We start from the raw sequence: 18199 nt of genomic DNA, 5'->3' as shown, positions 1-18199 counted from the left end.
GGGATACAGGGTTTTCGGGCATCACGACACCGCCTCCAGGAAGAAGTCAGCGATTCGGCGCGGCTCGAACTCGGCCGCTCTCCGATACACGGTCTGTGTAGTCGCGGCGTACAGTATGTCATCTTCCAGCAGGGTTTGGGCCACCTTGTGGAGTGCGGTCGGGCCGTCGTCGTGGTCGACGAGGAGGTGGTCGGCGTCGCCGGTCGGGCTGATCAGGGCGGGCAGGTTGCCGACCCGGTAGGCGACGACCGGGGTGCCGACGCTCATGGCCTCCAGTGCGACCAGGCCGAAGGTCTCCTTGTGGCTGGGAGCGATGACCACCGCCGCGCCGGCGAGCCAGGGAAGAACCTCGTCCCAGGCCAGCGTCCCGCGCAGACGGACGTTCGGGGTTCGGGCGGCTGCTTTCCTGCATGCGTGGAGGAGTGCGGACTGGGATCCCGTACTGTCCTCGAACCCGGCTTCGGCGAGGGCTACTTCGAGGGGCCGGTCCCAGCCGGAGGCGGCCTCCAGCAGGTCGAGTACGCCCTTCTCCGGGCCGAGCCGCGCGAGGACGCGCACCGGGCCGCTGCGGCGCAGCTGCTCGCGGAGCTCCGGTGCTGGTGGGGCCACGGTGGGGTCGGGCATGAGTGCGTTGGGGACGACGCGGAGCTTGCGCGGGCCCCAGCCGGCCAGTTCGTCGCGCACGACGGCGGAGGGCACGAGGACGCGGGTGGCGCGGGCGAGGGCCGGCCCGGCGTCGAGGGTGTGCGGCTTGACGTGGGCGGCGAGCGCCCGGCGGACGTGACCGGGGATGTCGCCGCGCAGGCGGCCGAGGCCCCACAGTGCGTCGGTGAACAGGACGGTGTCGATGCGGTGTTCGGTGATCAGGTCCTGGATCTGGCGGGTCAGCCTGGTGTCCTGGTAGGTGACGGCGCGGCGCAGCACGTCGTCGTCGCACGGGAACTGCACGTCGTCGAGGCGCAATCGGGCGATGGTGACGCCGGGGAGGCCGGGGCCTTCGGGCTGAGGTGCGGCGGTGGCGATGATGGGCCGGTGGCCGTTTCGGGAGAGGCCGAGGGCCAGCGCGGCCGTCGCGCGTTCGATGCCGGCCGGGGCGTCAGGGGTCCAGGAGACGAGGACCAGCAGGACGCCGCGGGAGGAGGGGCGGGTGATCACCGGGCGCTCACCCACTTCAGGGCGGGGACGGGTTGGGTCTGGCCGCTGTGCGGCGTTTCCCAAGGGAAGACGACCCAGTCGTCGACGGTCCAGGCCCACCGGTCGGGGATCTGCGTGCACCCGCGGTTGCGGAAGAGTGCCGCCGTCATGATCTCGGCGGAGTAGTCGAGCCGGTCGTTCAGCGCATTGCTGACGGCGGTGAACGTCGCTCCCGTGCCGGCGATGTCGTCCACGAGGAGCACTGTCCCGGACAGGCGTCCGGGCAGGGAGTTGGCGAGCTGAACCTCGACGTCGCCCGTGGCCTGCTGGAACGGGGCGTCGCTGTTGTTGTGCTTGGCGGCGACGGTGTGGAAGGGCACTTTGAGGTAGTCGGCCATGAGGCGGGCCGGTTTGATCCCGCCGGAGGCGATGCCGATCACGCAGGTCACGTCCGGGTCGATCCCGACGACGGACTCGGCGATCAGGCGGGCCGCGTCAAAGCACTGGTAGTGCGTCGGCGCGAACGGGACGCGCTGGGCGAAGACCCGCCTGCCGGTGCGCGAGGAACTGGTCACGAGGAACCCCCGGACGTGGGCAAGCGCAGGTCGGCCGGGCCGGTGACGGGGACGAACGCGGAGATGCCGGTGGCACCCCGGGTGTTGCGCCAGGCGTAGCCATCGGCGCGCAGGACGGTGAAGCCGCCCGCGCTGGTGCGGGTGCGCAGCCGGACCCGGACGCCGTCGGGGACGGCGAGCGGGCCGACGATCTCTTGGGCCTGCTCGTCGGTGAGCATCTGCTCGGCGGCGAGTGTGGTGCCTTCGCCGATGGGGAGCATCTGGAGGAAGGTCACCCCGCCGGCACCGAGTTGGGCGGCGCGGTCCAGCAGTTCCTGGGCCTCGTGCTGGTTGGACTGCATGAGGACCATTTGGAGCTGCACGAACAGGCCTTCGTCGACGGCGGCGCGGATGCCCGCGACGGCGCGCCGGTAGCTGTCCTGGCCGCGCCAGCGGTCGTGGGTGGCCTCGGTGGCGCCGTCGAGGGAGACGCGGATCGCGTCGAGGGAGTCGGTGAGTTCCTCGGCACGGCGGGTGAGGTGCCAGCCGTTGGTGGTGCAGCTGACCACGCTGGTGCCCTGGCGGCGGACCGCGCGGGCGAGCTCGGGCAGGTCGGGCAGCAGCAGTGGCTCGCCGCCGGAGATGTCCACGCCCAGGACCCCCGAGGCGGCGATGTGGCCGGCGAGGATGCGTCGCTCGGCCGGGGTGGACTCGCGCACGGTCTTGTCGTCGAGGCACTGCGGGCAGTCCAGGTTGCAGCGCACGATCGGGGACCAGCACATGCTCAGCGGGTATTCGAGCGCGAGCGTGGAGGGATCCGCCTCGGGCCAGGTGGCCACCTGATGGTCGTCCAAGGCGACGCAGCCGGCGGGCAGCGGCTGGGGTGGTAGGTGGTTGGTGCCCACCGCGGGGTCGTGCACGACGGTGGTGCCGTCGAACGTGGCGGCGGCGAAGGCGCGGATCATCGGGTGATCACCTCGGCGTCGGCCAGATGCTTGTCAGCGGCGGCGACAAAAGCGTCGCCGCGGTCGGCGGGGGCGGGGAGGGACAGCAGGTGGCGGTAGTGGGCGAGCGTGGCAGGCCAGGAGGCGAGCTTGGCCTGCCACTGGGCGGCGGCGTCCGGCGGGTCGAGGTGGAAGCCCACGGCCTGGCGCAGCGGGATGACGAGGCAGCCGGTGGCGATCAGGGCCGCGCCGAGGTGGGTGTCCTCCATGCCCCAGCCCAGCGCCCCGAAGTCCTCGTCGAAGCCGCCGACGTCGACCAGTTGCTCGTGCGGAACGGCCAGTAGGGCGGTGACGACCATCCGCGGCAGGTCCCAGTCGTAGTAGGACCGGCCGTACCCGAGGGTCTGGAAGTCGTTGGTGGCGTCCAGCGGGCGCCCGTCCAGTGCGTCGGTGAGCGTGAGGCCGGAGTACGGCAGGACCTTGCCCACCGGGGGTTTCCAGGTGACGCGGTGGTCGGCACCGAGGAGCGGGGGCGCCTTGGGCAGCAGCGGCTCGCCGCAGGGCGAGGCCTGGTAGGTGACGTTGTGTCGGAACCCGGTCAGCACGGTGTCGGTCGCGGCGCGCACGGCGACATCGGCGAACACGTGCGGCGGCAGCACCATGTCCGCGTCGACGAACAGGACGGTCGGCGCCTGGGCGAGGCGGGCACCGGCGTTGCGCGCCGCCGCCGAGCCGCGTCGCTCGGCCAGGCGCACCGCGGTGGTGACCACCGGGTGCCGGCGGGCGATCTCGAACGTCGCGTCCGTGGAGGCATCGTCCACGAGGATCACCTCCACGTCGGCCGCGTGCTGCTGCGCGCCGAGCGCGTTCAGCACCGTCGGCAGGGCGTAGGCGGTGTTGCGGGCCGGGATCACGACCGACATCGTCCGGCCGGCGGCGGCCTGCGCGGGGGTGGGCTGGTGCCAGTTCAGGCCGGTGCGCTCGGTGAACCCGGTGGTGAAGTACCGGTGGGCGTTGGCCTGGGTCTTGAGCGCGTCCGCGAGGCTGGTGTGCGTCACGGCCACCTCCATTCGTCGAGCACGGCGGCGGCCTGGGGCCAGCCGCGGGGGTCGGGGATCCAGTGCAGAACCGGTCGCTCCGGCAGAGCCAGGAGGTCGGTGAGCAGGACCAGGTAGTCGGGTTCGAGGACCAGCAGCACTCGTTGCGGGACGCCGTTGGCGGCGAAGTCGCGCCGCAGCTGGCCGTTCACGATCAGGCGCAGTCCCTCGACCCGGTCGGCGTCGAGGTGCTGGTCGTACGAGGCGATCAAGTCGTCCGCACGAACCAGGCCGAAGGCCGCGGACAGGAAGCGGATCCGACTGCGGGCGTGCGGGTGATCGGCGAAGCGGGCGTGCAGTTGCGGGGCGATGCCTCCTGCGTAGCGCTCCAGGGCGGGCAGAAGGCCAGCCTCCACCGCCTTGCGACGGGAGCAGCCCGCGATCACCAGGTCGCCGATCACGCCGCCCTCACCACCCGGAAGCCGATGCCCGGCGAGCCGAGCTCGGCCGGCGCGGCGTTGAGGAATGTGCACCGGGCGTACAGCGGACGGGAGTTGTAGGAACCGCCCCTGATCACGAAGCCGCCGCCGATCGTCTTCGAGGCGGTCCACTCCCAGCAGTTGCCCGCCATGTCCCACAGCCCGGTCGGCGTCCGGCCCCGGGGGTGGGAGCTGACCGGGGTGAGCCTTCCGCAGAGGTCACGGAGGTTGGCTCGTCCCTCGGCCGGCTCCTCATCTCCCCACGGGTACCGTCGGCGCTCGGGCCCGGAGGCCGCCCACTCCCACTCCTTCGACAGTGGCAGCCGGCCGCCCAGGTCTGCCGCGATCCGGGCCACCTGCGCCTGGGCGACCCCGACCAGCGGCCGGTGGTCCGGGGCGAGTCCGAGCTGGGCGGGCGTGACCGGGGTCGCGGTCCACTCCAGGTCGACCACCTTCACCGGCTTCTGCCGGTCGCCGAACAGGCAGACGCCGCCCGGCACCGGCACCCAGGTGAGCCTGTGGCCGATGAGGTCCGTCGTCATCGCTGCCCCTTCATCCGGCGATCAGGAACAGGTCTTCGGCGTTCACGCCGGCCCAGACCTTGGACTTGGCGAGGTTGGGCCGCAGCCCACAGCGCGCCAGCGCCCCGGTGATGGTGTCGAGGGCCTCTCCGGCCTGCTCGGCGCCGCCGCAGAAGACGCAGTAGTTGTCCGCGAACCGCACCGTGCGCAGCCCCGCGAGCCTCGCGTCCGCCCGCGACAGCCGTAGGTTGATCAGCAGCGGCGCGAGCGCCGTGCCTGGGACGAGCGGACACGGCAACGGCTCCAGCACCCGTTCGAACAGCCGCAGGAACGAACCGTCCGCCACGTGCTCGGCCAGCCAGTCGGTGACCTCGGCCGCGCACGACCCCTCCGACACCCGCCGCACGTCCACGTCCGCCACCCACCGGAACCCCTCGCGCAGGTGCCGATCGGAGTCGCGCAGCGCGGTGATCCGGTTCCGCCCAGCCCGGTAGCCCGAGACCCAGTCGGCGAACGCCCGCTGCTCCAGCACCGGCTCGATCGCCGACCGCATCGCCCGCTGGACGACCCGGTCCGCGACCGTCGGGATCACCGAGGGCATCGCCTTTCCGGTGTAGGTGGTGATCGCCACCTCGCGCAGCGGGCCGGGTCGCCAGGAACCCGTTCGAAGCTCCTCGGCCAGGGCCTCCAGCCGGTCGTCCATGCCCTGCCGGAACTGCGCCCAGCTCATCCCGTCGGCGCCCGGCGACCCCGCGCGGCGCATGCAGGCCCGTGCGGCGGCCTTCAGGTGTCGGGGTTCGACGAGGAAGGACATCAGCGAATGTGCGCGCGCAGGACGGGAGTTGGCTATAGTAGGTCGTGCCTGGACGGCATGCAGGATCCCGCTCCCCACTGCACCGCATACTTGGCCGCTACCCAACACGCGCGGCCTCGGGGAGCCGGAACGACCGCGCCGTTCAGGCGCTTCGCTGTTCTCACCGGCCACGTTCGGCCTCCCAGATCAGCGTGTGCAGCCGCGGCGTCAGGTTCCAGCCCCGCTCCAGTACCTCGTCCGCCAGCTCCCGCATCCTGCGCAGGACCACCCGGCTGTTCGCTCCCTCCGGCATGACCCACACCTCGGAAAGCGAGAACTGCTCTACCAGAGAGGCGACTTCGTCGAGCTGGCCGGCCTCGTGCACGACGAACTTGAACCGGGCCTTGCCGCAGGCGGCCAAGGCCTCCAGTGCCTCCGGGACGACGCGCCGGTCTCCGGGCGCGGCGAAAGCCTCCAGCTTCGGCGACACGTTGAACCCCGCGACCGACTCGACCAGCTCCGGCATCGGGACGACGGTGCCGTTCGTCTCCACCTCAACCCGGCGGCCCGACAGCAACTGCACCAGGTCGACGAGCTGGGGCTGCTGGAGCAGCGGCTCACCGCCGGTGACTACCACCAGCCGCGGCGAGCGCGCCATTACCCACGCCGCCAGATCCTCGACGCCGTGCCGCGTGGACACCTCCCGCGGGTCGAATCGGGACCAGTCCCACGTCTCCGGGGTGTCGCACCCCGGACAGCGGAGGTTGCACCGCGACAGCCGGACGAACAGGGACTGCTGCCCGACGCTCGGGCCCTCGCCCTGGAACGTCGGCCCGAAGCACTCCGCCACCAGCAGACCCCTGTCGCCGATGACCTCACCCCCGGACAGGCTCACCGTTGCTCCAGCACGAACTCGGCCCAGCTGCTCGCCGTTTCCGAAACCCGCACCGACGCCAGCCGGCCCGGCAGCGAAGGCTCCACGTGCTCCACGAACCAGGCGGCCAGCCAGGCGGCGAGGTTCTCCGACGTCGGGGCGACCGACAGGACGTCGTTCAGCACCCGGTGGTCGAGCGTGCTGTCGATCAGCGTCTTCACCGGGGCGAGCTCGCCGAAGTCGGCGACGAACCCGGGCGGCACCAGCCGGTCGGCGGTGAGGGCGAACTCCACCGTGTAGGAGTGGCCGTGCATCCGCGCGCACTGGTGCCCCTCCGGCAGGCCAGGCAGGGAGTGGGCCGCCTCGAACCGGAACGTCTTCCCGATCCGGTGCCGGCCGGAAACGACGACCCCGCTCATCGGGCCACCCCGGTCTGCGCGACGGCGTACTCGGTCGGGTCCTCGACCTCGGCGAGCACGAACGCCTCGATCCGTTCGGTGCACGTCCCGCATGTCCCGCAGTGCAGCTCGCCGCCGCGGTAGCACGACCAGGTGTCCGCGAACGGCACACCGACCTGACTGGCGACCCTGACGATGTCCGCCTTCGTCTGGTCGATGAACGGAGCCAGCAGCCGGAAGCCCTCGGCGATGAAGCCCTCGTTGCCGACCCGCGCCACCTCGCCGAATGCGTCGAAGAACTCCGTGCGGCAGTCCGGGTAGACGGTGTGGTCGCCGGCGTGGGCACCGAACGCCACCGCGTCCGCCCCCGCGGCGACCGCCGCACCCACCGCGACCGAGAGCATGATCGCGTTCCGGTTCGGCACCACGGTGCTGCGCATGCTCTCGGCGGTGTAGTGGCCGTCGGGCACTTCGACCGACGAGTCCGTCAGCGCCGAGCCCGTCAGCAGGCGGCCGAGAGCGCTCAGGTCCACGACCTCGTGGCGGGCGTTCAGGCGGCCGGCGGCCTGCTGGGCGAAGTCGAGCTCCTTCCGGTGCCGCTGCCCGTAGTCGAAGGAGAGCAGCGTGAGTCGAGTTCCGCTGTCGGCGAGCCAGTAGGCGACGGTGGTGCTGTCCAGCCCACCGGAGGCGATCACCACCGCGTGCTGCGGGGGAGCGTGTTCAGTCATCTCCATACGTCTTCCTTGTAGTCCTCCGCTGTCGGAGGTCGGAGTGAGTCCGGTCACCGTGCGTCCGTGACGGTCCTGGCCGGCGGGCCGACGAATCACGGACGGGCTCAGACCGGTGCGGAAAGGAGAGCTTTGTGCCTGGCGAGAACGGGCCGAGGAGGGCAAGCGGGTGCGGACGCGAAGCATCCGATTCACCATGTACGGCCCGCAGCGATGGCGGGGTCAGGCCTCCTCGAAGTCGGGCGTGGACCGGGCAGGGGACGCTCCGTGTGCGGCGCCTCGGTGGTCTTGCTCGTGGCTGACGAGCACCGCTACGAGGGCGATCACGAGGATGTTTCCCAACAGCCACAGCGTCCACATGAATGTCTCCGCGGGGTCGCCGGCCTGTGAGCTCCTTGTCCTCGGGGTCGTACCGGGCGGCTGCCGAAGCGAGTTCGTGGTCGCCGCCTCCTCGCTGAGGCGCGGGACGGGCGTGCCGCTGAGGTCAGGACCGGGCCGGTCGCAGGGAACGGGGACAGACGGATCCGCCGAAGCCCCCGACGGTGCGCCTGGCTGGGGAGCGGGCACGAGGCCGGTCGGAGGGGAGAGGATCGTGGTCATCGGCTTCCTTGCCTGGAGAGCTGTTGAGCCTGACGGGGGCGCCGCCCGAGTACGGCCGGAGAGCCTGCCGACGCCCAGGTGCGGCGGGCCCTGCGGCAGTGCGTAGGGAGGACCCCGATCCAAGGTGCGAAATCCTTGGGGGCTCATACGGAAGCACCTGCCAACCCCGGTGGAACAGTGCAGACTTGTGGCAACGTGCGGCAGTGATGTTGAAAAGGCGCTGATGACCTGCACTGTTGGTGTACCTGGAATTCTTGGGGAGAGCGCGATGGCACGATGGGGAGGGCTTGCCGTGCAGCGCAGGGCCGCCGGCTACACCCAGGAGCGGTTGGCCGCGCTGATGGACGTCGACCGCACAACCGTCCACCGTTGGGAGAAGGGCACGGCGACGCCGCAGCCGTGGCAGATGCCGAAGCTCGCGAGGTTGCTGAAGGTCTCCGCGACCGAGTTGCGGTCCCTGCTCCCCGGAGGATCGGCGGCAGTCGGTGCGCCGCCCGCTGTTCCAGAGAAGGGCGACGGCCGAGCACAAGCGGCGAGCCAACACAGCCGGGGCGAGGAGGAGGCGACGCCCGTACGGCCGCCTTTGGCGCAGGTGAGCGGTTTGGTCTCCGACTGGCTGTCCATCAGCTCACCGACCGAGGCGACCACGTTGGTGCTGCCGGTGACCGAGTCCGACCTCGCCGCCGCCGAGGGAATGCTCGGCCTGTTCCGCCAACTCGACCACACGCACGGGGCTCGGCACTACCAGCGACAGGTCATCTCCTACATCGACAACGAACTCGAAGCGCTTCTCCGCCGCCCGGTCGCGAACGAGCCGGTCGCTCGTCGGCGGGCGAGGGTCACAGCAGGGTTCTGCGAGCTCGCGGGATACCAGGCCGTCGACACCGGAGACCCCGACCAGGCCCAGGCCTACTACCGGCGCGCGCTCACCCTGACGGCCGTGACCAACGATCAGGCGTACAGCGCCTACCTCGTGGCGGTGAACCTCGGGCACCTCGCGCTGCACTGCGGAGAGCCAGAGACCGCCCTGCGCTGGGCAGCCTCGGCCCAGGCGGCGGCTGGGACCGCCGCGAGCCCGGGGACCCGGGCAGCCATCACCGCTGTCGTGGCCCGCGCGAACGCCAGGATGAGCAGGGAGGCCGAGGCGACAGAGCTGATCATCCAGGCCGAGAAGCTGCTCGGCACAGTTGACCACCAGGACGAGCCCACCTGGATCCGCTACTTCAACCACGCCTACCTCGCGGACGAGGTGGCCCACTGCCTCCACGACCTCGGTCGTGCCCCGGCCGCGAGGAGCCAACTCGCAGAGGCGCTCAGCGGCGTGGGGGAGGACAGGGTCCGCCGGCGGGCGATCGACGCCGCTCTGCTCGCCGCTACCTGGCTGCGCACCGGGGACCTGGACAGGGCGTGCGCGGCGGGCCGGGACGCCGTCGCCTACGCGGCCAGGACCGGGTCGGGCCGGTGTGTCGAGCGGGTGGCCGGTGTCCTGGCCGACCTGCGGGTCCATGCCGACTACGCCCCGGCCCGGGAGCTTCGCGAGTTCACCCGGGCCGTGCTGCCCGAGGCCGACGGCATGGCCGTCACACTCCCGGGCGGCTCATGAGACGGCGGTAGAAGTCGAGCTCGGCGCGGAGGGCCTGTTCCAGGTCGGAGGGTACCGACAGGTAGTGGTCGCCGTCCTCCAGGAACAGGCTGTCGTGGTCACCGCCGAGGGCGGCCAGGTCCTGGGCGAACTGCATCGCCTCCTCGGCGGACGTGATCGTGTCGGCGGTTCCGTGGATCACCAGCACGGGGCAACGGATCCGTTCCGGCGTAACGGCTCCGGCAGGCCCGCGGAGGGCGGCCGCGTGGGGGCGCTGGAACTCCGGGACGGACAGCTCCCACCGTGCGGGGTCGATGATCGCCGAGGTGGCCGTCGCACCGGTGAACGGCCCCGGACGACTCGCCGCCTGGAGCGCCGTGTACCCGCCGGCGCTCGCTCCGCTGATGAACATCGCCCCGGGCAGTGCCGCGCCGGTCGAGAGCAGGTGCTCGGCCACGGCGGCGCAGTCCTCGACCTCGTACTCGCCCCAATGGCCGTGCAGCACCTGTCGGAAGGCGCGGCCCCGGCCGGTGCTGCCCCGGTAGAGGACCTCGGCGACGGCGAAGCCGTGGCTGACGAAGAACTGGGTCGTCCAGTCCAGCCGTAGGGGCACATCGTCCGTCGGACCGGGGTGCGCCCGCACCAGAAGCGGCACGGGCGCCGTTGTTCCAGCAGGCTGGTGCAGCAGGAAGCGGACACGACCGTCCGCACCCGGTGCCGTGCCGACTGACGGCGGGACAGGCACCCAAGGCGGAACGGCCCCTGACCGGGCGCACACCGGGGTTGCCAGGGCGTCGGCTTGCGCTGTGAGGTCGAGTGACCACAGGCCCGGGGCGGCCGACGGTGTGGAACCGATCACGGCGAGCTGCCCGTCGTCGACCGCGATGTACGGCTTCACCGAGGTGAGGTTCGGGCCGAGCCGGCGTTGACCACCGGCGGGATCGACGGCGACGAGTTCGGTGGAGAACCCGTTCAGTACGGTCAGCACGACGGTGCCGTCGGGGGCGAAGCCGTACGACTGGTAGCCCGCTTCCCAAGGGGCCGGCGCGCAGTCCGCATCGGTGGGCAGGACCGGCGTCACCGTGTCGTCGCGAAGCCGGTAGAGGTTCCACCAACCCGTTCGGTCGGACATGAAGTACAGCAGTCCGTCCGGCCCCCAGGACGGCTGGACCACGGACTCCGAGGAGCCGCCTGCGACGACCCGACCCGCTCCGGAGCGGCCGGAACGGATGTCGGCCAGCAGGAGGCGGCAGCTGTCCCAGGGCATCTGGTCCCGGCCCCACTCCAGGTAGGCCAGGGTGTCTTCTGCGAGCCGAGGGCAGGAGAGGAACCCGGAGGAGCGAACCAGGACCTTGAGGTCTCCGGCTGGCGACACAGCGATGATCTCGTCGGCAGCGCCGTCGCTACGAACTGCGAGTACTTTGCCGTCCGGGCCCGGAGCGAGGTCCCCGTAGTGTTCGGAGCCGCGCACGGGCAGGGTCCTGCCCGGTGCGCGGCCGAGCGGTTGGTGGAAGAGGGAACCGTCGTCACTGACGAACCACAAGCCGTTCTGGACCACGGCGAAGCTACCGCCACCGTAGGCGTGGAACTCACTCCCGACTGCGAAATCGGATGGCGTCACCGCGAAGGTCTTGCCGGTGCGCTCCGAACACATCACGCGCCGGACCCCGCCGTGGTCGGGGTCGGACTGCAGCCACCACAGCGAGCCTGCCACGGCCTGGAGTTCGTCGTACGCGACGACCTTGCGCGCTACCCAAGCGGGTGCCAGCCCGCTGCCCTGAGAGCTCATGGAAGGGATCCTGCCGAATCAAGCCGGTAAGTGCCACCGCTGCTGGGTGGCCGATACACGACCCCCAGGCGCCCGGTCCGAATTCGGTGAGGGGCAGAGACACATCCCGAAAACCTCAGCGCTGCCGCCCGGTTCCGTCCACAGGCGACAGCGCTGGGCTGATCGGCAACCGCGGGCTACATGGCGGCCGCGATCGGGCTCGTGGTCAGCTCGCTGATGCTCTCGGCCGCCTTGCGGGTGTGGTAGATCAACGGGCGGAGGTCGGCGGGCATTTCGGCGGAGCGCCGGAGGAGGAGGACGGAGCCCATGATGGAGTCGTGCCACAGGACCGGGGCGGAGACGGAGTCCCAGCCGGGCATGCACTCCTGGCGGCCGACCCCGAAGCCGAGCCTGCGGATCTCGTCGAGGGACGCGTTGAGCGCGTCGTTGTCGCGGATCACGCCGGGGCCGGCGGTCGGCGGGACCTCCTCGGCGAGCACCAGGTCCTGGATGGTCCGGGGCAGGTGGGCGAGGATGACCCGCCCGGAGGCGCCGGTGCGCAGGGAGCGCGAGACGGAGACGACGTCCTCGGCGGACATGCCGACTTCGGCGGGGTCGATGTCGCCGATGACGTAGTCGGTGCACAGACGCTTCGCGCCGCCGAAGGGGGAGAGCACGTAGAGCAGGGCGAGACCGCCGGTGGAGGCGTGGAGGCGTTCGAGGATCGTGTGGGTGGACGCGGCGCTGGGGGAGTGGGCCATGGCCTGGACGCCGGCGCGGGCGGTGCCGGTCCCGAGGCGGTAGCGGCCGCGGCCGATCTGCTCGAAGACGCCGTCGGTGACACCGGTCTTGAGGATCCGATGGGTCGTGGCGTCGTCCAGCCCGGCGGTGGCGGCGATGGCGCGCAGCGAGTGCACCTCGCCGGAGAGCTGGGTGAAGGCCCGCTGGACGGCGAAGGCGCGGGCCGCGAGCGAGGACGGCGGCTTGCTCGGTGCGTCGACCTGATGCTGCGTGGGTGTCGTGTCGGGCGCGGGCGTGGTGGTGCTCGTCATGTTCGGCTTCCGGGGGATCGTCGCGTCGTCCGGCGACGACGCGAGGGGGACGTTCCGCGGTAACCCGCTGAGGGCGGGTGCACGGGAGGAGGACCGGACGGGTGGCCGATCAGCGGTCGACGTCAAGGACGATCTTGCCGGTGGTACGGCGGGCGGCGAGGTCGTGGTGGGCCTGGCGGGCCTGGCCGAGCTTGTACACCGGGCCGTTGAGCGGCTTGAGCCAGCCTTCGGTGACCGCCGTGAACAGTGCGGACATCGAGTCGTTGAGGTGGGTGCGGGACGGGTAGAGGTTCGGCAGCCAGAAGCCGCTGACCGCCTTCGACCCGGCGAGCAGGCTGGTGATGGGTACGAGGCCGTTGGCGCCGGTCACCGAGCCGAAGACGGCGAGGCGTCCGCGCGGGGTGAGGGCGGAGAGGGTGGCGTGGACGACGTCGCCGCCGGTCATCTCCATCGCGGCGGTGATGTGGCCGCCGGCGGCGTCGAGGATCCGCGCGGTGAGGTCCTCGGTGGTGGAGGAGTCGACGACGGCGTCCGCGCCCAGCTCCGTGGCGATCCGGCGCTTCTCCTCGCTGGAGGCCATGGCGACGACCTTGGCGCCGGCGTGCTTGGCGAGCTGGACGGCAAGGGAGCCGACGCCGCCTGCTGCGGCCGGGACGAGGACGGTGTCCACGGCGGTGACCCGCAGGTCGGTGAAAAGGAGGTGCCAGGCGGTGTTGCCCTGGAGCGTGAGCGCGACGGCGTCGTGGTCGGCGATGCCGTCCGGCACCTCGAAGGCGAGCTTCCGGTGGACGACCGCGGTCTCGGCATAGCCGCCGCCGCGGCTGAGCGCGATGTAGCGGCGCCCGTCCTCGGCGATGCCGAGCACCTCGTTGCCCGGGACGAATGGGGCGGGCATGGGCGCGGGGTACGACCCTTCGCGCAGGTGGACGTCGGCGTAGTTGACGCCGGCGAGCCGGGTACGGAGGCGAAGGTGGCCGGGGCGGCTCTCCGGTTCGGGCAGTTCAGTGGGCTCCAGGACCTCCGGGCCGCCGAACTCCCGGACGGCTATTGCGCGCATCTTTTTCAGCCCCAAGTATTGCATGTCGGATTGTCGATGAGTTCCCGCTGATGGGTCGCTCGGACAGCGAATATACCCGCCGCTGAGCATCGGATTCGGTCGCGCATATAGGGGTCAAGTCCGCTGCTGGCGTGGAATTATTCGGCGCGTGGTATTCGTCACGTGACGCTGAGTATTGATACTGGGGTGCTTGCTCACTGTGAGCGCTCGGGGGAATTTTGCTACGTGCAACTGGGCGCTCTGCTTGCGGAGTGTTGCCGCCGCCCCCAGGGGAAGATCATTTCTCAGTCTCCGAAAAAGCCTTCGGTCTTCTCGCGTAGATACCCTTGAATTGTTGACCGGCGTCCGGGCCGCTACTTAATGTCTCCCTGTCGCCGCAATCGCGGGCTACTTGTTTGATGGGGAATTAGGTAATGGAGCTTCAGCTGTTCCCGGTCGGGATTGGGGACCGGGAAGGCCGATGCCCATCGGCTGCGCAACCCGGGTCGGAGTTACCGCGCGTGAGCTCGGGCGGCCCGCCGGGTCCGTACGTACGGTGACCTTGGCTGCCGAAGACCTGGGAACGGCGGCCGCTTCCGGGCACTGACTGTCACGGATGGAGCCCGGCTTCCCGCGACCTCTTCCGGTGCCCCCGACCGCGTACCGAAGACGGGATGGATCTGTCGGCCGCGTTGCCCCTATGGTGCTGCTCCCGCCGCACGGTCAGCCTGCGGCCAGGGGAGGGTGGGCGGCTGAGCGCCGGCCCTGCGGACCCCCACATGAGACCGGCGTCCTGGAGCTACCAACTCCTGGACGCCGGACCCGACGCCCCGAGGGGTGTCGATTCACTACCACGCGCGCAGCGGGACTTCTTCGCACGAGGACCGCCGCGCGCGCTCCTACGAAGCAGGGAGTATTGCATGCCCGCCGCACCCAGCGGAACCCTGGCCTGCCCGGACACGGACGCACGGCCGCGCCTCGCCGCCAAGCTCGCGGACATGATCCCGGGTGCCGCCGCGGTCACCGTCGGCTTCACCGACCCGGTGACCCAGTGGCCGCACGCCTACGCCCGGGCGACCGACGCCGCCGGCCGTCCGATCCGGCTGAGCCCGGTCGCCCGAAGGGTCGTCGCGCGGTGGATCGTCCGGGCCTTCCCGGACGCCGACTGGTCGCGCCCGCACATCCTCGACCTAGTCGACGGGCAGCTCGCCGTCCGTACGGACAGCCCGGTTCGGGGGCGCTGACATGGCGCGAATACGGTCCGTCAAGCCCGAGACCTGGGTCTCCGAAACGCTGTCCGAGGTCTCCATCCCGGCGATGGTCACCTTCCTCGGCATGACCAACCACGCCGACGACCACGGTCGCCACCGCGACAACGCGGCAATCGTCTACGGCCTCATCTGGCCGATGCGCGACGAGATCAACCGCACGGAGGTCGAGAACCACCTCCAGCAGCTCGCCTCGGTCGGCGCGGTATGCCGGTACACCGGCTGCGACGGCCGCCGGTACTTCCACTACCCGACCTGGCGCAAGCACCAGAAGATCGACAAGCCGAGCCTGTCCCGGCTGCCCGCGTGCCCGCACTGCGAGCCGGAGCGGTGCGGCGTCTGCAAGGGCCCCTGCATCCAGCGGGCCGCCCTCGCCGACGCCCCGGGAGCCGCGATCGAGGCGGACGCGAGCACTCCCGGAGGATTCGCCGAGACCTCGGCGAATCCTCCGCCAGCCCTCCACCCGCCGAGCGAGCCCTCCCCGGCGGCCGCCGCCGAAGCGGTGGACCAGGCGGTCGACGCCGAGCGCAAGCCGGTTCCTGCTCCCCGGAAAGCCGCAGGTCAGACGGCATTCGGCGAAGCCTCCCCGAAGGTTCGCCGAACCCTCGACGAGGGCTCGGCGCCTGGATCTAGGATCTTGGATCCTGGATCTTCTTTCCCTACGGGGCGCCAGGCGCCCGTCGCGGACACTGTCTCGGCCGGCCAGCTGATCGGCGAGTACGTCGCCGCCTGCGCCGAGCGCCCGCCGGGCAGCGTGCTCGGCCACCTCGGCAAGGTCGTCAAGAGCCTGCTGGACGAGGGCATCACCGCCGACCACGTCCGCGCCGGGCTGCGCCGGTTCGCCGAGATCCAGGGCCATCCGTCCCGGCTGCCGAGCCTGGTCAACGACGCCATGAACGCACGAGGCGCCGGTTTGGCCAGGCCGGGATCCCGGCCTAACGTGCCCGCCTATCAGGCGTGGACCAACCCGGTCGACGCCGTCGCCGCCTACGCCGAGGAGCTGTGATGCGCACCCACCGCGACCCGCAGACCCTCGCCGACGCCCCCTCGGTGCTCGACCGGATGGCCCGCATCCTCGCCGCCCGAGGCATCGACCAGCACACGGTCGACGCCCTCCCGGACGAGCCGGAGCCATACTCGCCGGAGCAAGCCCTGTCCGCCGGGCTGCCGCCGCGCTACCGCGACGCGCTCGCCCAGCACCCCCAGGTCCTCGCCTGGGTGCGGCAGGTGGCCGCCCAGGCCGCCCCGCCGAGCCTCGGTGCTCGCCGCCAGGTCGCCACCGGCCCCAGCCTGCTGATGGCCGGGGTCGTCGGCGCGGGCAAGACCCACGAGGCGTACGGCGCCGTGCGCGCCCTCGTCCAAGCCGGCATCGGCGTGCGCTGGCGCGCCACCACCGCCGCCGACCTCTACGCCGAACTCCGGCCCAGCTCGGACACCGACGCCGAGCGGGTCCTCGCCGCTTACAGCCGGGTGCCGCTGCTGCTCCTGGACGACCTCGGCGCCGCCAAGAGCTCGGAGTTCGTCGAGGAGCAGACCTACCGGCTGATCAACCGCCGCTACAACAGCCTGCTCCCGACCCTGATCACCACCAACCTGCCGATCAAGGACCTGCGCACCTGCCTCGGTGACCGTGTCACCTCCCGGCTCGCCCAGATGACCACTCGGGTGGCCTTCGAGCCGGTCGACCGCAGACGCCTCCAGCGCGCCGCCTGAGCCGCCGCCGCGCCCGGCCGCCCGCAATCACGGCGAGCCGCCCGACCTCCACCGACCCAGCGCACCTCTCCGCCGACGCCGACCTCGCGCGCGGAGAGCGATCGGAGCACACCCGCATGACCACCACGACCCGCCCTGCCCGCCATCGCGCGCTCGGCGACCAGACCTGGCAGGACCAGGCCGTCTGCACCCCGAGCGAGTACAACCCCGTCGACCCGGAGACCTTCTTCCCCGGGCCGGAGGACGCCGACAGGATCGCCACGGCCAAGGCCCTGTGCGCCCAGTGCCCCGTCGCCCGCGCCTGCCTGGACGCCGCCCTCGAAGCCGGCGACACCCACGGCATCCGGGGCGGCCTCACCGAGGAGGAACGCGAACCCCTGCACGTCAAGATCAACGACCGCCTCGACTACAGCCGCGTCAACGACACCCTCGCCGGACGCGACATCCACCTCACCCGTGCCGAACGCCGGGCTGTCGTCCTCGCCGGATACCGCCAGGACGTCCCCGTCGAACGCCTCGCCTGGCTCCTCAAGGTCACCGAAGAGCACGCCCTCAAGCTCTACCGCGAAACCCGCCGAGCCATCCGCCACCGGCAGATTGCCGAGGAAGCCGCCCGCACCGCCTCGGCCGGCACCGGCGCTGCCGGCACCGAGCAGCTGGTCCGCGACGCCTTCGGGACGGCCGCATGAGCACCGCCACCACGACCAACCCGACCGCCGCTCACGTCACCGGCTGGGACCGGGCGGTCGTCATCGCCCTCGGTGCCGCCGGCTGCGCGCTCTCCTACGACGCGCTGCAGCAGATGGCCATCGCCATCCACGTGAGGGGCCTCCTCACCTACCTCTTCCCGATCATCGTCGACGGCTTCATCGCCTACGGAGTGCGCGCCCTGCTCGTTCTGCGCACGGCACCGCTGAGGGCCCGGACCTACGTGTGGACGCTCTTCGGTGCGGCCACCGGGACGAGCCTGTGGGCCAACGCCCTGCACGCCGTCCGGCTGAACGAGCAGAACGCCACCTCGGGCCTTCGGCTGGGCGACACGGTGGTCGCGGTGCTGTCCACCATCGCCCCGCTCGCCCTGGCCGGAGCCGTCCACCTCTACATCCTCATCGCCCGCGGACCGGTCGGCCCCAATGGCCGGGGCGGTCACGGCGACCGGCCGGCCGAGGCCGACCCCGGTCAGGTCACCCCTGACCCCGGACAGGTCACCACCGAGGAGGTCGCACTGACCGAGCGGCTGGCGGTGCTGACCGCCGGTCAGGACGGAGCCGGTCGCCCCGCCCCCGGTCAGCCGGTCAGCCGCCCGGTCACCGCCCCGACGCCGAAGCCGCAGCCGACCCCGGTGAGCGCGGTCAGCCTGACCAAGCGCTCTGACCTGGGCGGTCACCCGGACACCGTCCGGGCGGTCACTGACCGACCGCAGGTCGAGCCGCCGGTCACCGCCTCTCCGGTCACCGACCGGGACGGTGACCGCCGCCCTGACCTGGACACCGAGGACCTGCTGAAGATCGCCCGGCAGGCGGTCAGGGAGGAGGACAAGCTGACCCGCCGGGTGGTCGCCGAGGCGATCCGGGGTCAGCAGATACCGCTGTCCAGCGCGACCCTGACCCACCTGATGGCCCAGCTGCGCGAACAGCACGGTCAGCCGGTCACCGCCGACCGGAACTGACCGACACCAAGCGCCGGGGTGACCGACCAGGTCACCCCGGCCGGTCACC

At 71.5% G+C, this 18199-nt stretch carries 19 protein-coding genes; 6 read left to right on the top strand and 13 right to left on the bottom strand.

Features of this window, described 5'->3' with window-relative positions; genetic code table 11:
• Window positions 1–21 precede the first annotated feature (21 nt).
• From ACZ55U_RS13720 to queC, 10 genes are all read right to left on the bottom strand, one after another.
• A complete protein-coding gene (locus tag ACZ55U_RS13720; RefSeq protein ID WP_465525820.1) occupies window positions 22–1155 on the bottom strand; it encodes a glycosyltransferase family 4 protein in 1134 nt (377 codons plus the stop codon).
• Entirely contained in the window at window positions 1152–1709 is a 558-nt protein-coding gene (locus ACZ55U_RS13715) for a phosphoribosyltransferase (RefSeq protein WP_465525818.1), read from the bottom strand. The genes ACZ55U_RS13720 and ACZ55U_RS13715 overlap by 4 nt, the downstream gene beginning before the upstream one ends.
• Complete coding sequence (locus ACZ55U_RS13710; RefSeq protein ID WP_465525815.1) at window positions 1706–2653, bottom strand: radical SAM protein; 948 nt, start codon at window positions 2651–2653, stop codon at window positions 1706–1708. The genes ACZ55U_RS13715 and ACZ55U_RS13710 overlap by 4 nt, the downstream gene beginning before the upstream one ends.
• The gene (locus ACZ55U_RS13705; protein ID WP_465525813.1) at window positions 2650–3690 is read right to left on the bottom strand and encodes a glycosyltransferase family 2 protein; all 1041 of its coding nucleotides are present in this window, start codon (window positions 3688–3690) and stop codon (window positions 2650–2652) included. Before ACZ55U_RS13705 ends, ACZ55U_RS13710 begins: the two co-directional genes overlap by 4 nt.
• Window positions 3687–4130, bottom strand: coding sequence for a hypothetical protein (locus ACZ55U_RS13700; RefSeq protein WP_465525811.1), 444 nt, complete (start codon window positions 4128–4130; stop codon window positions 3687–3689). The genes ACZ55U_RS13705 and ACZ55U_RS13700 overlap by 4 nt, the downstream gene beginning before the upstream one ends.
• Window positions 4127–4690 (bottom strand): formylglycine-generating enzyme family protein, encoded by a 564-nt coding sequence (locus ACZ55U_RS13695; protein WP_465525809.1) that lies wholly within the window; start codon window positions 4688–4690, stop codon window positions 4127–4129. The genes ACZ55U_RS13700 and ACZ55U_RS13695 overlap by 4 nt, the downstream gene beginning before the upstream one ends.
• Window positions 4691–4700: 10 nt before the next feature.
• Window positions 4701–5483, bottom strand: coding sequence for an RNA-directed DNA polymerase (locus ACZ55U_RS13690; protein WP_465525807.1), 783 nt, complete (start codon window positions 5481–5483; stop codon window positions 4701–4703).
• A gap of 160 nt (window positions 5484–5643) precedes the next feature.
• Window positions 5644–6357 carry a 7-carboxy-7-deazaguanine synthase QueE gene (locus ACZ55U_RS13685; RefSeq protein WP_465525805.1) on the bottom strand — a complete coding sequence of 238 codons (714 nt, stop codon included), beginning with the start codon at window positions 6355–6357 and terminating at the stop codon, window positions 5644–5646.
• Complete coding sequence (locus ACZ55U_RS13680; protein ID WP_465525803.1) at window positions 6354–6755, bottom strand: 6-pyruvoyl trahydropterin synthase family protein; 402 nt, start codon at window positions 6753–6755, stop codon at window positions 6354–6356. Before ACZ55U_RS13680 ends, ACZ55U_RS13685 begins: the two co-directional genes overlap by 4 nt.
• Complete coding sequence (queC, locus tag ACZ55U_RS13675) at window positions 6752–7468, bottom strand: 7-cyano-7-deazaguanine synthase QueC (protein ID WP_465525801.1); 717 nt, start codon at window positions 7466–7468, stop codon at window positions 6752–6754. Before queC ends, ACZ55U_RS13680 begins: the two co-directional genes overlap by 4 nt.
• Before the next feature lie 886 nt (window positions 7469–8354).
• Here queC and ACZ55U_RS13670 point away from each other — a divergent pair.
• Complete coding sequence (locus ACZ55U_RS13670) at window positions 8355–9665, top strand: helix-turn-helix transcriptional regulator (protein WP_465525799.1); 1311 nt, start codon at window positions 8355–8357, stop codon at window positions 9663–9665.
• On the opposite strand, the gene ACZ55U_RS13665 is transcribed toward ACZ55U_RS13670, so the two are convergent.
• The 3 genes from ACZ55U_RS13665 to ACZ55U_RS13655 all read right to left on the bottom strand — a co-directional run bounded on the left by ACZ55U_RS13665 (window position 9643) and on the right by ACZ55U_RS13655 (window position 13521).
• Window positions 9643–11433 (bottom strand): prolyl oligopeptidase family serine peptidase, encoded by a 1791-nt coding sequence (locus ACZ55U_RS13665; RefSeq protein ID WP_465525796.1) that lies wholly within the window; start codon window positions 11431–11433, stop codon window positions 9643–9645. The genes ACZ55U_RS13670 and ACZ55U_RS13665 overlap by 23 nt on opposite strands.
• Before the next feature lie 176 nt (window positions 11434–11609).
• Window positions 11610–12464, bottom strand: a complete 855-nt coding sequence (locus ACZ55U_RS13660) for an IclR family transcriptional regulator (protein WP_465525794.1) — start codon at window positions 12462–12464, stop codon at window positions 11610–11612.
• 109 nt (window positions 12465–12573) lie between these two features.
• Window positions 12574–13521, bottom strand: coding sequence for a quinone oxidoreductase family protein (locus ACZ55U_RS13655; RefSeq protein ID WP_465525792.1), 948 nt, complete (start codon window positions 13519–13521; stop codon window positions 12574–12576).
• 899 nt (window positions 13522–14420) lie between these two features.
• On the opposite strand from ACZ55U_RS13655, the gene ACZ55U_RS13650 reads away from it, so the two are divergent.
• The 5 genes from ACZ55U_RS13650 (at window position 14421) to ACZ55U_RS13630 (ending at window position 18150) form a co-directional block, all read left to right on the top strand.
• Window positions 14421–14744 carry a transcriptional regulator gene (locus ACZ55U_RS13650; protein WP_465525790.1) on the top strand — a complete coding sequence of 108 codons (324 nt, stop codon included), beginning with the start codon at window positions 14421–14423 and terminating at the stop codon, window positions 14742–14744.
• A 1-nt stretch (window position 14745) separates the two neighbouring features.
• Window positions 14746–15774, top strand: coding sequence for a hypothetical protein (locus ACZ55U_RS13645; protein WP_465525788.1), 1029 nt, complete (start codon window positions 14746–14748; stop codon window positions 15772–15774).
• Window positions 15774–16481: an ATP-binding protein gene (locus tag ACZ55U_RS13640; RefSeq protein ID WP_465525786.1), complete on the top strand. Its 708-nt coding sequence runs from the start codon at window positions 15774–15776 to the stop codon at window positions 16479–16481. The genes ACZ55U_RS13645 and ACZ55U_RS13640 overlap by 1 nt, the downstream gene beginning before the upstream one ends.
• 116 nt (window positions 16482–16597) lie before the next feature.
• Window positions 16598–17170: a WhiB family transcriptional regulator gene (locus ACZ55U_RS13635; RefSeq protein ID WP_465525784.1), complete on the top strand. Its 573-nt coding sequence runs from the start codon at window positions 16598–16600 to the stop codon at window positions 17168–17170.
• Window positions 17167–18150, top strand: a complete 984-nt coding sequence (locus ACZ55U_RS13630) for a DUF2637 domain-containing protein (RefSeq protein WP_465525782.1) — start codon at window positions 17167–17169, stop codon at window positions 18148–18150. Before ACZ55U_RS13635 ends, ACZ55U_RS13630 begins: the two co-directional genes overlap by 4 nt.
• Window positions 18151–18199 lie beyond the last annotated feature (49 nt).

Source organism: Kitasatospora sp. NPDC034533, from assembly GCF_055575155.1.
Note: the sequence above shows the minus strand (reverse complement) of the source record. Positions and strands in the feature narration are given on the sequence as shown.

Excerpts from the sequence above, each read along its gene's own strand:
- queC (WP_465525801.1), bottom strand. The coding sequence starts at position 7,468 with ATGGAGATGACTGAACACGCTCCCCCGCAGCACGCGGTGGTGATCGCC.
- ACZ55U_RS13650 (WP_465525790.1), top strand. The coding sequence starts at position 14,421 with ATGCCCGCCGCACCCAGCGGAACCCTGGCCTGCCCGGACACGGACGCA.
- ACZ55U_RS13630 (WP_465525782.1), top strand. The coding sequence starts at position 17,167 with ATGAGCACCGCCACCACGACCAACCCGACCGCCGCTCACGTCACCGGC.
- ACZ55U_RS13680 (WP_465525803.1), bottom strand. The coding sequence starts at position 6,755 with ATGAGCGGGGTCGTCGTTTCCGGCCGGCACCGGATCGGGAAGACGTTC.
- ACZ55U_RS13690 (WP_465525807.1), bottom strand. The coding sequence starts at position 5,483 with ATGTCCTTCCTCGTCGAACCCCGACACCTGAAGGCCGCCGCACGGGCC.
- ACZ55U_RS13660 (WP_465525794.1), bottom strand. The coding sequence starts at position 12,464 with ATGACGAGCACCACCACGCCCGCGCCCGACACGACACCCACGCAGCAT.
- ACZ55U_RS13635 (WP_465525784.1), top strand. The coding sequence starts at position 16,598 with ATGACCACCACGACCCGCCCTGCCCGCCATCGCGCGCTCGGCGACCAG.
- ACZ55U_RS13655 (WP_465525792.1), bottom strand. The coding sequence starts at position 13,521 with ATGCGCGCAATAGCCGTCCGGGAGTTCGGCGGCCCGGAGGTCCTGGAG.
- ACZ55U_RS13640 (WP_465525786.1), top strand. The coding sequence starts at position 15,774 with ATGCGCACCCACCGCGACCCGCAGACCCTCGCCGACGCCCCCTCGGTG.
- ACZ55U_RS13665 (WP_465525796.1), bottom strand. The coding sequence starts at position 11,433 with ATGAGCTCTCAGGGCAGCGGGCTGGCACCCGCTTGGGTAGCGCGCAAG.
- ACZ55U_RS13645 (WP_465525788.1), top strand. The coding sequence starts at position 14,746 with ATGGCGCGAATACGGTCCGTCAAGCCCGAGACCTGGGTCTCCGAAACG.
- ACZ55U_RS13710 (WP_465525815.1), bottom strand. The coding sequence starts at position 2,653 with ATGATCCGCGCCTTCGCCGCCGCCACGTTCGACGGCACCACCGTCGTG.
- ACZ55U_RS13695 (WP_465525809.1), bottom strand. The coding sequence starts at position 4,690 with ATGACGACGGACCTCATCGGCCACAGGCTCACCTGGGTGCCGGTGCCG.